Raw genomic sequence first — 13,076 nt, forward strand, 5'->3', positions numbered from 1 at the left:
GTAAAATCTATACGTCCATTTAGGTTATACACAAGGCGCCTCCGAAAAAATGTATTGCTGAATTTGCCGTGGACAGCTCCACCCACGCGAGTATGGTTCCGCACCTACTACTGGGGCATACATGTCGAGTCGGCTAAGTAACTACGTTGCTACAGAAGCAATTCTCACCGTTGCAGATTCAAAAATTGTTGCAGTGCGAGGTGGATCGCGCGCGATCCTCAAAGACGAACATGAGGGCTATCGTCTCGGCAAGCACATCTCAGGAAAGCTGCCGTACCATTACCGACCAATGGAAGGCATCGTCGCAGATTTCGCGTCAGGGAATTCGGCACTGGAAGCGGTTGTCGACCTCGCTGCCAATGCGCCTACCTCGGAGAAATTTCGCAACAGTCACTGCGGAGAAATATTGGCTGCAGAATTTATCGAGAGCCACCTCGGGTATCGGCGGCTTTACAGCAAGCTGACTTTAACGACTTCGCAAAACACCAACGTACACAAGATGGATGGGCTATTTGTAAAGCTTACCCAAAGTCCCGTCGAATTCCTGTTTGTCGAGGCAAAGAGCAGCGTTCTCCCTACGCCCCTGACAAAGCAAAAAAAACATAAGTCAGGAATCCTCAAACAAATGGTCGACTCACTCGATGCGTGTTCGACAGACGATCCGAGGTTTGAGTTCGCCCGCATACGAGATAATTTAGACAAACACTTTTCGCCTGACGATCAAGCGAAGATTCGAAGTGAGTTAACCCCTCCAGGACCAGCTAATCTCAAGTTTATGGGCGTGAGCATTACGAACGCGTCGACCGTAAATACCGGTGATGATGACTTCATTCTATCTGCTCCCTGCGTTGCTCCATTTTCTTACTATGCGCTTGTCGTCACGGATCTGTCGGAGCTCGCCGCTCACGCTTACGGTATCTGGGACGCCATGATAAAGGCATTGAAATAATGTTTAGCACAGATCAATTGACGGAGTGCACAAATCAACCATGGTTCTCTTCCGGATATTCTTCTCTGGAGCGCAATCTGCTGCTGTCGCGCCTCGGTCTGGACCAAGAGAAACTCGAAGCTAAAAACGTTACGATGATGCGGCGTTTCTCCCAAGCTGTAATGGGAAGTGCGCCAACTTGGAAAAATCCTCGTGAAGGCGATGGTCGGCGGCTTTGTCAATTGGCCGCGGACATCGAAGCTTCCCTTTCTTTGGCTGGTTCGGAAGGCTCAGAACAGGCCCACGTAGCACTGTTCAAGTCCATCGTTCTTTACGATTTGGCGGGACTGCCGGGTGCTAGCGCATCGCTTGCCAGCCGAAATGGATTTGATCCGCGATTGCGGGAATTTTTTGGACGTTCACTCGACTCCTTGTGGGGCAGGGTTTCGCGAGATTCGGAGCAAACGCAGTCGCTGCTGTGGGAAGAGGTTGAGAACAGCGAAGAGAGCGCGGTGCTATTCGAACAGGCAATCGGTGACGTAGTCCAAGAGGCTGCATTTAATTTGCAGATGGACACCGAGAATAGCGAAGTTGCCTCCAGCCTAGCGAAACTAACCACAATCGCTGGACATTATTCTTTTCCTCTAACAGGTGATGATCTCGAAGCAGTATCTCAATTAGTTCGATTGCGAGGTTCTAACAGTTCACTCGAATTGGTGCCGGGGAGGTCCTCCCTCACCGAAGAAGCACTAAGAGCAATCGGTGCGCCACTCGAATTGTGGCCGGCTCAGGCAGAAGCATTAAAAAGAGGGCTGCTTAATCAAGATATCTCAAGCTTTGGTTTCGCCGCCCCAACTGGCACTGGCAAAACCGCACTCACGAAATTGCTGATAGCTGACGCTTTCCAAAGATACCCAACAAAGAAAGTGCTCTATATTTGTCCAAGCAGAGCGTTAGTGCACCAAGTAGGTGATGACCTCCAAGAAGCTCTCGTAGGCCTTGGCAGAAAAGTTCTAAAAGCTGGTGCGCACCTAATCGTTCATGACGCTATCCCAATCGTCTCTGAGGATGCGGATGTCATCGTGTTTACCCCAGAACGTGCCGACCTGCTTTTGCGCATTGATCCAAAATTCTTGAAAGAGGTGTGCCTAATTGTCGTTGATGAAGCGCATCATATCGAACAAGGAAGCAGGGGGGTTCTTCTCGAATTCTATTTGTGGCGATTGAGGAAGATGATCGCGTCAAGCGCGCGTATTGTTCAATTGTCTGCCGTGGCGCCGAATATTGACGAGTTGACTGATTGGATAGCGCTTAAAGAAAAGTCTGAATCTGTAATGTTGGATTGGCGTACCAGTCGGCTGCGTATCGGCGTCTTGGAGCGCACGAAGCGCGGAGCTGCCCAACTAAATTTCGGCGAAAAGCCTTTTACCCTTCTGCAAGACGGTGCGCTTCCCATTAATCCGAGGGCAGGGTTGGCTGCACTAGCAAACCATCTTTCTAAAACCGGTATTGTTCTTGTTTTATGTCCAAGTCCTGCCGCAGCCGAAGAGGTAGCAGGATTAGTCGCTGAGCTAAGGGCAAAGACCCAAGACGTAACGGACGATATATCCGAGCGCCTCGATGCTTGGATAGAAAGAGAGCTCTACCCCGAGTCGCAGCTGCGGAAGGTCTATCAGAAAAGAGTCGCGTTCCATCACGCTCAGATGCCGCCGCGTATCAGGCAGGGGCTGGAGGAAGCAATAAGGCTTAAAAAGGTCGACGTAATCTGTGCGACGACGACGCTAGCTGAGGGCGTAAACTTTCCCTTTTCCACGGTGGTTGTCGAGACCTTGGTGTCAAAGTCGTTTGAAATTAGCCCACGTGCGCTGTGGAATATTGCGGGTCGCGCTGGCCGCTTTGGAGTTGATAGCGAAGGGCATTGCATTTTGTACAGGCCTAGCTTGTGGGCCGACAAACTGACTGATTACGAGCTTTCCGACTACATGAAAGTAAAGCTCGAAGATATCCCGCCGGTCCGGTCTGCGCTAGCTGTTGGGATTGAACGGTTAGAAGCTCTTGTCTCTGCGGGAAAGATTAACATGGGGATTTTAGAAGATATCTCCCTGTCATCGATCAGGATTGACAACAAAGTTTCCGCAGAAGCGAAGGAGATCAGGGCGTTAATCAATATTATGCGCGTAGGTTATGCGCACGCGAACTCCAGTGGTTTGACTTCTTTACCCAAACAACAAGCCACCGAGTTTGGTGAGTTCTTAGCGTCTAAGCAGATGACTCTGGAGTCAACGAAGTTTGCAAATGCTCTGGGAACTCAACAACGGAACGTGGTGTCGAGGGCCACGGAAGGCAATGCCGAGTTCATCGAAATTGCAGCTCGGGTAGGTTGGTCGCTAGAAGCTCAGCAGGCTCTGTATATCTGGCTGCAGAGCCGCGAAAATTGGCAGCTCGAACAGTTCGGTAATATCGTCGTGCGGGGCTACATCCGCAACTTTGATAACCTTGGATACTTGATCGGGCCGCTAGCAAAACATCTGATCGCATTTGAAGGGGCTGCGCTAGGGGGGGCTGTTTCGTTTCAAGCGTCAAAATGGATCAGCGGGATTCCACTTGCTAGCTTCCAGATTGAGCGGGATGCAACGTTCGGCCGGATGGTGAGCAGTATCTATGGTCGGATGCAGTACCTCCTCCCATGGGGGCTCTTTGGCATGCATGAGCTGCTTCAGTACGAGGCGGCACAGCGCTCTATGGTTGTCGGCGATGGGCTAAGCGCACTATCAGCTCTCGCTGCTGAGGGCGTGCCCAATTTTGACGCACTCCATTTGGTTCTTGAGTTCGGGATCGAAAGAGTTGACGCGACGCGAATTGCTCGGCGCTACAAGGAAGCAAGGTCAACAAGCGACGTCGCTGCGTGGTTTGTCGCTGCATCGTGGGAAGTCATACAGAGAGCAGTTCGAGGCGATGATGTACGAAGAATCGATCCGTCTTTAGTCGCGCTTCACCGACGCCTTCGTGAATCGCGATAAGGCACTATTGTCGGTTACTGAGAACGTCGAGGCAGTCCGAATGCGAAATATCGTCGTCTGCTGTGATGGCACAGGAAACGAAATCAGCGAGAACATCTCGAACGTTCTTAAGCTCTATCGGGTTCTGCGGAAAACAGGCAAGACCGAACCGCGGCAAATCGTTTACTACGACCCTGGCGTTGGGACGTTAGCCCGTCCAGATCCTTGGACAAAATTTAGGCAAGATGCTGTTGCTGTTCTCGGCCTAGTGACTGGCTATGGCCTCGATGACAACGTGCTCGCGGCATATGAATTCCTTGTCGAGCACTACGAGGAAGGTGATAGTATTTACCTTTTTGGCTTTAGTCGGGGCGCATATAGCGTGAGAGTGTTGGCCGCGCTTGTGCATAAGGTGGGGTTGTTGGCGCCGCAGCAGCGCAATCTCTCGGGTGCAGCGTTAACGGCCTATAAGCAAACTGTTTCTTCCGACCACGATACTCAGAATGTCTCTCAAGTTTCTCTCAGTGGAGCTCATGAGGGTGACCAGACAGGTCCCACAACTCAAGAGGATCGAGCGTCTCAATTTTCTCGCATCGTCTCGACTAGATGGCCGACTGTTAGATTTGTCGGTGTCTGGGATACAGTCGCAAGCGTGATAGTGCCGCGCCCCGATAGATTCTACACGTTCAGCATCCAAGAATTGCCGAACACCCGTTCAAACCCGAGCGTTATGATATTCCGACAAGCGATAGCGATTGATGAGCGGCGCAGGATGTTTCGCCTTGATCCGTGGGACCAACCCCAGAATTTTATGCACAATCGCTTTAGTCGAACCAACAATTTGGAGCTGCAGGACATTCAGCAGGTCTGGTTCGCTGGCGTTCATGGCGATATCGGCGGTGGCTATGCTGAGGAAGAAAGTGGTCTTTCAAAGTTTCCGCTACTTTGGATGATCGGTGAGGCAGTGAAGGCCGGGCTTTCCGTGGATGCACGCACAGTCAATCAACTAGCTTGGGGAGTTCAGAGGAAGAACAGTCCGTTTAGCTATGTTGAGCCGAATGAGAACGTAGTGGCTCATGACTCAATGTCGAGAGTTTGGCGGGCTCTCGAGTGGATTCCGAAAGCGGACAAGTACAAGGATTGGCAGTTGCGTAGATCGTTTTTGGGGCACTATTTGCCGAGATGTGAGCCGCGGTCTATTCCGATTGGCGCGTTCGTTCACGAGTCCGTTGAGCGTCGCATGAACTCAGTCCAAGACTATCGGCCGATCAACCTTCCGTCTGATTATCAAGTTGTCAAAATGCCTATAGGCCCGAGGTCTTTGACAGTCGATGAAGAAACTTAGGGCGCTGAAAGCGGAAGCGCGCCGCGTATGGTTCTGGATAACGATAAGGTGTTCCCCGCAGCTTAAATACGCAGCTTCAGTCCTTCCCGTTCCATTCCCTCAGTCTTGTCATTAGAACAAGTAGGGCTGCTTGTGGAATGTTAACGTGGTCACGATTGTAGAGGTCTAGTTCGCTATCAACGGCAATTTTCTGATGTACGTTCAGTCTATGATCCCACAGCTGTTTCAAAGCGTCGCGCTCCGGTTCGGATATCCAACCGCGGGTACACGCGTTGTCAACACGCTGCTTAACGCCAGCGGCACATTGGTTGGACAACAGCTTGCTCTTCGGCAGATTTGGAACATAGAGGCACGCTTCCAAGATGGTCCCTATAGTTACGATGGCTGACTTTAATATCATCTGCTTCGCGACACCGGTGATGTCGGTCCGAGCCGATAGCCACCACAGTACGTCTAGAAACATGAAACTGAAGGAGCAGTTGCTAATCCTGCCGTGATCAAGGTAGGCGGGAAAGCGTGCCCTGTAGGTGTCTGCGGTACCGATGAGTCCCCGCGGAAATCTAACTTTCGCATCTTCGCGATTTGTCTTAGCGCAGTAATCTTGAATCGACTGAATAAGATCACCGGCTTGAGTTACGGCGCCCGCCAGTTCTTGGTCATTGGTGATCGCCATCGTCTCGCTACTCGCCGGAATACCGCGCTTAGTGCTTAAGCGTGGTGAGGGATTGTAAGCCCGAGCGGCGAAGCTGCAATGTCGTAACTGATAGGCCAGCCAATGGTCTTAGGTGCCTGGATCGAGCGGGCGCGTCGAAGGGTTGGTTCGCTAGCGCGGTCTTCCTTGATTGGTGGTCGCATCTGGTGGTAGCATTAGAGCAGCAGACAAGCTGATTTGCCTTTGTTTTATCTCGGTTTTTTATGGTGCTCTTCGATTCCCTTACGGAGCGCCATAATTTTACAAAAAATAGAATGAAATCAAAGACTTAGATTGTGTTCGATTCCCATTTTCGGGTAGTCGTCCTACACGTCAGCGCGCAAAGCCTCTCTAGTGTAGTCGCATCGATCAATAATCGCATATTAGCAATGCGGGGAAATAGACGCTGCTCGAAGCCATCAACCCGCCTCTAAAATACCAGTTGGGTCGCCGCCCAGCTGCGTACGAGCTTCAAGAGTTCGCCGACTGTAAAGAAACATGAATTTCTTATACAGTTCGCCGGCTGAGTTCGAATGGCAGCTTCTGGTGGCGAGTTCAACCGATCGCTGCAACACACTCGGCGAACTTCTCAGCTGGCGTCTGATAGAGCAAGGTTTTTCGCGGCCGCTCATTGAGCTGTCTTGCGATGGCGCTAAGCTTGGCTTGACTGTGTAAGGACAGATCGGTGCCGCGCGGCAGATATTGGCGCAGTAATCTGTTGGTGTTCTCGTTTGATCCGCGCTGCCATGGGGAGCGAGGGTCACAAAAGTAGATGTCGACGTCGGTGGCCAATGCCAGTCGCTGATGGTCGGCGAGCTCCTTGCCTCTATCCCAGGTCAGGGACCGGTAGAGTTCGCCAGGCAATCGCCGTGACTGCTTGATCAGCGCAGAGACGACGCTTTCGGTGTTCTTGTTCGCAACCTTGATCAGCATCACGTAGCGCGAATGGCGTTCAACCAGCGTTGCGATGTAGCTATTTCTCGATCCGCCGATCAGATCGCCTTCCCAATGGCCTGGGACCGCACGATCTTCAACAGACGGCGGTCGTTCGCTGATGGATACGGCGTTCTTGATCTGGCCGAGTCCGGTCCGTTTCATGCTCGCGTGCCTAGAACGACGAACCGTGCGTTTCGCCCTCAGGTGCTCGAGAAGCTCCTTTTTCAACACGCCGCGCGCCTGAATGAATAGGCTGCGATAAATCGTCTCGTGTGACACCTGCTTTTCAGGCTCCGCCGGGTGTGTGCGCTTCAGCCAGCCGGCGATCTGCTCCGGCGACCATTGTCTCTGCAGTAGTCTCGATACTGTCCGTCTCAGGAAAGGACGGCAAGCCAGCTTGCAAAGCTTGGGGCGACGGGCCCGATCCCACGCGCTGTGATCAGACTGCGCAGCACGGTAGCGATCCGTTCCGCCATTGCGTTGAACCTCACGGCTGATCGTCGACGCAGATCGTCCCAGATGACGCGCTATCGATCGCAAGGAGCGGCGCATGCTGAGCCATCGGGAGATCTCCTCTCGCTCAGTAAGGCTAAGAGCCCGTTCGGCGCGACGCCGATCTGGCGGACGGATGCCTCCGGACGGAGATATAACCGAGAAAACCGATGAAGAATCCCGTTCAAACCGACGCCCAATCGAACTCATCGGCTCGCCTGCCTGCCAACGATCCCAGATCAAAGATCGCTGGGCTGCCGAGTAATAGATGCGAGGTCGCTGTTTCATGCCTGCACTCCATCTTTCCCATAAGATTAGAGTGTTGCGCTGACCAATTGAGCCCGCCGTGCATTGCGGACATTGAGGGCCAGCTCCCACCTATTGGTTTTTTCCCGGCGTGGTTCGCAGCGGGCACGTACGGTCGGAATCATTTTCTGTCGATCTCGGTCGTCACGGGCGTCCTTCCGCATGTGCTGAAGCACGTCTTCAACCAGCGCCGTCCGGACAGGCTCACGGCAATTGGCCATATCTAGGTGTCCCGATTTCGGGCCGCGCGAATGATGGGTTTCCTTCGGGGCATGCGATGCATATGGGCGCTCTTGCGAGCGCGGCATCGTCGTTCGATAGACCTTATCGAGAATTCACCTGGACAGCGTCGGTCGGTGTTTCGCTGACGAGGATCTATGTGCTGGCTCACTGGACGAGCGACGTCGTAGCAGGCTTCGCGAGCGGCTTTTTGATCGGAGCCTGCAGGTCATGCGCTGTGAGCGGGCTGAAGATATTCCAACGGGAAAGATCGCATTTGCGGGGAGTTTCTTTTCCTCTCACAGAGGATTGCAGATGACCACGAACGACAGGCTTCTTGCACGCCCATCGGTGACCCGAAGAGATGTCGTGGGCGTCGCGAGCTTGAGCATCGCAGCGACTGCCTCTGCCGCACCCGTACTCGCGCAAGAAACCCGTCCATGGCTCGGCAAGGAATTTCTATTCGACCGCGTCTGACGCCGATTGTATTCCTTTGCAGCGAAAATAACGCAACAGATTATCTTTTCGGAAAAGCTATATTGACACGGGTCTAAGATCGGGGGACGCAAATCTGCGCGCTTCTAGATGGGCGCCATCGATGAGCCTTCCATCAAAAATGAGGCATGGACAGTCGCCTGCTATACGCAGATGCTTTTCGCCTGCCTGCCTATAAGTCCTGGAGAATAGCTGTGCTGATCCATTCTTACCCGCGCCGTTCGCTGCTAGCTGCCGTGGCCGTGGTTGCGACCTTAGCCGTGCCTGCCATAGCTTCAGCACAGGATGGCCCGGTCCGCGTTGGCTTGCTAGCTCCCTTGACCGGCACAGGTGGTCCTTACGGGCAGGAGGAAGAGCAGGCTGCTCGCGCGGCGGTAAAAATTATCAATGATGCCGGCGGCGTGCTCGGCCGCAAGCTCGAGCTTCTCGTGGCCGACGACGAAACCCAGCCGACCGCAGGAGTTGCCGCTACGCGAAAGCTGATCGATATCGACAAGGTCGTCTCCATCGGCGGCGTGTGGAGCAGCGCCGTGGCGCTGGCGATCAAGCCGATTACGTTGGAAAAGAATGTGCTGCTCACCGTCAACGGCTCGGCGGACGAGATCACCGACGGCGATAACAAGAATCTGGTCTGGCGTTTCCAGACTAATGGCAAGAGCTGGGGCGAAGGCTTTGCCAAGGCCATGATCAAGGACGGCATCAAGAGCGCCTCGATCCTGGTGCTGCAGACGCCGTTCACCCAGAGCACCATCGCGCCGTTCCGCAAGGCGTTCACCGATGCCGGCGGCAAGGTGCTGGATGAAGTCTCGTTCAACGCCGGCCAGCCCTCCTATCGCACCGAAGTCGAGCGCATTTTTGCGAAGAAGCCCGAGGCGGTGTTCGTCGCGGCTTACATCAACGAGCTTGGCGCCATCGTGAAGGAAGCCTTCCGCTCGGGTTACGAGAGCAAGGTCTATGCATTCGGCAATGCGACCGGTCCGCAATTCGTCAAGAATGTCGGCGCCAATGTCGCCGAGGGCATTGTCTGGACCCAGCAGGTGCCAGTCGGAAAGTCGGCTGCCTATAGCCGTTATCTGAAGGAGATCGGCAGGCCGGAAGGCACCATCATGACCTTCGGTGCGCAGGTGTTCGACCAGATCGTGCTCACTGCGCTGGCCATCGAAAAGGCCAAGAGCACGGATGCCACCAAGTTCGGTCCCGAATTTGCAGCGCTGGTGAACGCCGATGCACCGTCGCTCGGTGATCCCGCCGAGGCCCTGAAGGCGCTGCGTGAAGGCAAGCCGTTCCGCTACGCTGGCGCGGCGTCGGACTTCAAGTTCGCGAAGAATGGCGACCAGACCAATCTCAGCTATGGCCACTTCGTCATCAAGTCCGGCGAGAGCAAGCTGCTCGGCGAGATCCGCTGAGGCAATGCTCGAGGCGAACGATGTCAGTGTGGTCTATGAAGGCGGCTTCACAGCGCTTGCCGGCGCATCGGTGACGCTTGCCGCAGGCGCCGTTACGGGCCTGATCGGCCCGAACGGTGCCGGAAAGTCCACATTGTTCGGCGTGCTGGCTGGCGCCGTGCGCCCAGTGAAGGGCGAGGTGCGTCTGGCCGGGGAGGCCGTGACCCGTCACGGCCCGGTCTGGCGTGCGCGCCGTGGTCTCGCGCGCACGTTCCAGCTGTCGCGCGAACTGGCCAGCCTCTCCGTGCTCGAAAACGTTCTCGTCGCCAAGCCCGCGATGTCCGGCGAGCGACTACTGTCGCTCGTCTTCGCCCGCGGTGCTGCACGCCGTGAGGAGGATGCCGCCTTTGAGAAGGCGCGCGCTCTGCTTCAACGTGTCGATCTCTGGAAGCTCGCCGATGCGCCGGCCGGCGCGCTGTCAGGCGGGCAGAAGAAGCTGCTCGAAATCTGCCGGGCCTTGATGCTCGATCCGCGCATCGTGCTGATGGACGAGCCGAGCGCCGGCGTGAACCCGACGCGGATCGGCGAGATCGTCGAATTCGTCAAAGCGCTGCGGCAGGAGGGCACGACCTTCGGCCTCGTCGAGCACAATATGGGGATGGTCCGCGCTCTGTGCGATCATGTCTATGTCCTCGCCGAAGGGCGCGTGCTGACCGAAGGCAGCTTCGAACATGTTATTGCGGATGCGCAGGTTGCCTCCGCCTATCTGGGCACGCAGCCATGACATCGCTGGCGTCCGGACTGGAATTGCGCGACGTGGTCGCGGGCTATGGCGGTCAGCCGATCCTGCATGGTGTCAGCCTCAAGGTGGCGGCAGGCGAGACGCTGGTGGTGGTCGGCCCGAACGGCTCCGGCAAATCCACGCTGATGAAGACCGTCGTCGGGCTAATCAAGCCGATGTCCGGCACCGTGCAACTGGGCGATGCCGATGTGTCCGCGCTCGGCGCCCCCGCGCGAGCCGCGCGTGGTCTCGCTTACGTGCCGCAGGAAGCCAATGTGTTTCGCAACATGACCGTGCTGGAGAACCTGCAGGTCGGGCATGAATTCGTTGCGGCGCCCAAGGGGCCAACCTTTGCCGGGTGGCTCGACGCTGTGCTCGATCTGTTTCCCGAAATTCGCGCCAAGCTGCGCACGGCCGCGGGTCATCTCAGCGGCGGCCAGCGGCAGATGGTGGCAATGGCCGCGGCCTTGATGCCGAATCCATCGGTGCTGGCGCTCGACGAGCCGTCGGCGGGGCTGTCGCCGCGCAATGCCGAATTGCTGTTCGAGATCATCGGACGTGTCGCCGCCTCCGGCGTCACCATGCTGATCGTCGAACAGAACACGCGCCTCGGTCTCGGCGCTGCGGATCGTGGAGTCGTGCTGGTCAGCGGCCATGTGCGCCTTGCCGCACCTGCCGCGACGGTGCTGGCCGATCCCGAAATCCGCAGCCTTTATCTCGGAGGCGCGTGATGGGTCAGCTTCTCATCAATGGCCTCGTCACCGGCTTGTTGCTGGCTTTGCCGGCGCTGGCACTGTCGCTGACCTTCAGCGTGCTGCGCTTCGCCAACTATGCCATCGGCTCCTACATCACTTGCGGCGCCTATCTCGTTTATGTCGGCAATGTGCTGCTCGGCTGGCCGCTTTGGCTCGCGGCAAGCGTCGGCGCGATCCTGTTCGCGGTCATCGCCGTCGGCATCGACTGGCTCGCCTTCCGCCCGCTGCGCAATCGCTCCGGCGTGACGCTGCTCGTGGCCTCCATGGGCGTCGCCATCGCGCTGGAGAACGTGATCCGCTTCTTCGCCGGCAATTCGCCGCGCGCCTATGACGTAGCCGTCGCGCGACCGATCCGCTTTGGCGACATCCGTCTCAATCACGAGCAGCTCACCATATTGATGACGGTCGTTACGGCGCTTGCCGTGGTCTGGATCGTGTTCCGCTTCACGCGGCTCGGGCGCATAATGCGCGCGGTCGCCGACAATCCCGATCTCGCCGCCGTGCGCGGCATCTCGCGTGGGCGCGTGGTTGCCTGCGTCTGGCTGATTTCGGGCACGCTGGCGTCGTTGTCCGGCGTGCTGGTCGGGCTCGATGCCAATGTCGAGCCGCAGATGGGCTGGACTTATCTGTTGCCGGTGTTCACCGCCGCCATTCTTGGCGGCATCGCCAATCCGATGGCGGCGGTTGCCGGCGCGCTCACGCTCGGTATCGCGGAGGAACTGGCGACACTGGTGATGCCGGTACACTACCGGATGATCGTCACCTTCCTGGTGATGGTGGCGCTGCTGCTGCTTCGCCCCTGGGGCCTGTTCGGAACGCGGTGGGTGACGAAATGACGGTCTATCTCATCGCAACGCTCACGGTGGTTGCCATCGCTGCGCTGGCCGGTCTCGCGTTGAATCTGCAATGGGGCATGGGCGGGCTGGTGAATTTCGGCCTGTTCGGCCTCTACATGCTAGGTGCTTACATTGCGGGACTGCTCACAGTTCAAGGCGTGCCGCCGCTGCTTGCGCTTGCTGCTGCGATGGTCGGCGTCGCTGCGCTGAGTGCGGTGAGTGCGCTGATCTCGGTGCGGCTGTCGGAAGACTATCTGGCCATCGTTACGCTCGGCTTTGCCGAATGTCTGCGCCTCGTCATCAGCTATGAAGGCTGGTTGACCAAGGGTATGCTCGGCGTGGCCGGCATCGAGCGGCCGTTCCAGAACCAGTGGCCGCGCGGGTTCGGCGATATCGGCTTCCTCGTGCTGGCGCAGCTTGCGGTGGTCGTCGTCTATGCCGTGCTGCAGGGCCTCGCACGCTCGCCATTCGGCCGCCTTGTGCGCGCCACGCGCGACGATCCCGGCGTTGTCGAGGCGCTCGGCAAATCGGTGCTGTCGGTCCGCGTTCGTGTCTTCGCATTGGGCGGCGCCATTCTCGGCATCGCCGGCAGCCTGCATGCGTTTTATTACACCTATATCGATCCGACCCAGTTCGGTCCGATCATCACGGCCTACGCTTTCATGGCGGTCGTGGTCGGCGGTCGCGGCAGCAATCGCGGTGTGCTCGTCGCCGCCTTCACGCTGATCTTCCTGCTCGAAGGCAGCCGCTTCCTGATCGATCTCGTGCCCGGTCTCGGCGCGTCGGAACTTGCCGCGATCCGGCTGTTCCTTGTCGGCGTGGGGCTGGTTGTTCTACTGATCTTCAAACCCGACGGTTTTGGCCGCGAGCCGCGCTCGGCGCTCGCAAACAAAATCAACTGATCCCAG

Annotated in this window: 12 protein-coding genes; 10 read left to right on the top strand and 2 right to left on the bottom strand. The window is 56.6% G+C overall.

Annotated elements, in window-relative coordinates:
* Positions 1-121: 121 nt before the first annotated feature.
* From AB7813_RS27165 to AB7813_RS27175, 3 genes are read left to right on the top strand one after another with little or no spacing between them, the layout of a single operon-like run.
* Complete coding sequence (locus AB7813_RS27165; RefSeq protein ID WP_441228858.1) at positions 122-949, top strand: Hachiman antiphage defense system protein HamA; 828 nt, start codon at positions 122-124, stop codon at positions 947-949.
* Entirely contained in the window at positions 949-3,948 is a 3,000-nt protein-coding gene (locus tag AB7813_RS27170; RefSeq protein WP_441228859.1) for a DEAD/DEAH box helicase, read from the top strand. Before AB7813_RS27165 ends, AB7813_RS27170 begins: the two co-directional genes overlap by 1 nt.
* Before the next feature lie 40 nt (positions 3,949-3,988).
* Positions 3,989-5,272, top strand: a complete 1,284-nt coding sequence (locus AB7813_RS27175) for a DUF2235 domain-containing protein (RefSeq protein ID WP_441228860.1) — start codon at positions 3,989-3,991, stop codon at positions 5,270-5,272.
* 76 nt (positions 5,273-5,348) lie between these two features.
* Here the strand turns inward: AB7813_RS27175 and AB7813_RS27180 are convergent, their stop codons facing one another.
* Together AB7813_RS27180 and AB7813_RS27185 are read right to left on the bottom strand one after the other, a co-directional pair.
* The gene (locus AB7813_RS27180; protein WP_441228861.1) at positions 5,349-5,945 is read right to left on the bottom strand and encodes a hypothetical protein; all 597 of its coding nucleotides are present in this window, start codon (positions 5,943-5,945) and stop codon (positions 5,349-5,351) included.
* Positions 5,946-6,518: 573 nt separating this feature from the next.
* Positions 6,519-7,679, bottom strand: a complete 1,161-nt coding sequence (locus AB7813_RS27185; RefSeq protein ID WP_441228164.1) for an IS30 family transposase — start codon at positions 7,677-7,679, stop codon at positions 6,519-6,521.
* A gap of 109 nt (positions 7,680-7,788) precedes the next feature.
* On the opposite strand from AB7813_RS27185, the gene AB7813_RS27190 reads away from it, so the two are divergent.
* The 7 genes from AB7813_RS27190 (at position 7,789) to AB7813_RS27220 (ending at position 13,070) form a co-directional block, all read left to right on the top strand.
* Positions 7,789-8,235 carry a phosphatase PAP2 family protein gene (locus tag AB7813_RS27190; protein WP_439086171.1) on the top strand — a complete coding sequence of 149 codons (447 nt, stop codon included), beginning with the start codon at positions 7,789-7,791 and terminating at the stop codon, positions 8,233-8,235.
* The gene (locus AB7813_RS27195) at positions 8,232-8,393 is read left to right on the top strand and encodes a hypothetical protein (RefSeq protein ID WP_439086170.1); all 162 of its coding nucleotides are present in this window, start codon (positions 8,232-8,234) and stop codon (positions 8,391-8,393) included. Before AB7813_RS27190 ends, AB7813_RS27195 begins: the two co-directional genes overlap by 4 nt.
* Before the next feature lie 212 nt (positions 8,394-8,605).
* Positions 8,606-9,817 carry an ABC transporter substrate-binding protein gene (locus tag AB7813_RS27200; protein ID WP_439062436.1) on the top strand — a complete coding sequence of 404 codons (1,212 nt, stop codon included), beginning with the start codon at positions 8,606-8,608 and terminating at the stop codon, positions 9,815-9,817.
* Between the two features lie 4 nt (positions 9,818-9,821).
* The gene (locus AB7813_RS27205) at positions 9,822-10,580 is read left to right on the top strand and encodes an ABC transporter ATP-binding protein (RefSeq protein ID WP_439062437.1); all 759 of its coding nucleotides are present in this window, start codon (positions 9,822-9,824) and stop codon (positions 10,578-10,580) included.
* Positions 10,577-11,308: an ABC transporter ATP-binding protein gene (locus AB7813_RS27210; RefSeq protein WP_441228862.1), complete on the top strand. Its 732-nt coding sequence runs from the start codon at positions 10,577-10,579 to the stop codon at positions 11,306-11,308. The genes AB7813_RS27205 and AB7813_RS27210 overlap by 4 nt, the downstream gene beginning before the upstream one ends.
* Positions 11,308-12,168: a branched-chain amino acid ABC transporter permease gene (locus AB7813_RS27215; protein ID WP_439062439.1), complete on the top strand. Its 861-nt coding sequence runs from the start codon at positions 11,308-11,310 to the stop codon at positions 12,166-12,168. Before AB7813_RS27210 ends, AB7813_RS27215 begins: the two co-directional genes overlap by 1 nt.
* Positions 12,165-13,070 carry a branched-chain amino acid ABC transporter permease gene (locus AB7813_RS27220; protein WP_441228863.1) on the top strand — a complete coding sequence of 302 codons (906 nt, stop codon included), beginning with the start codon at positions 12,165-12,167 and terminating at the stop codon, positions 13,068-13,070. The genes AB7813_RS27215 and AB7813_RS27220 overlap by 4 nt, the downstream gene beginning before the upstream one ends.
* Positions 13,071-13,076: the final 6 nt, after the last annotated feature.

Source organism: Tardiphaga sp. 20_F10_N6_6 (assembly GCF_052076045.1).
GTDB lineage: Bacteria > Pseudomonadota > Alphaproteobacteria > Rhizobiales > Xanthobacteraceae > Tardiphaga > Tardiphaga robiniae.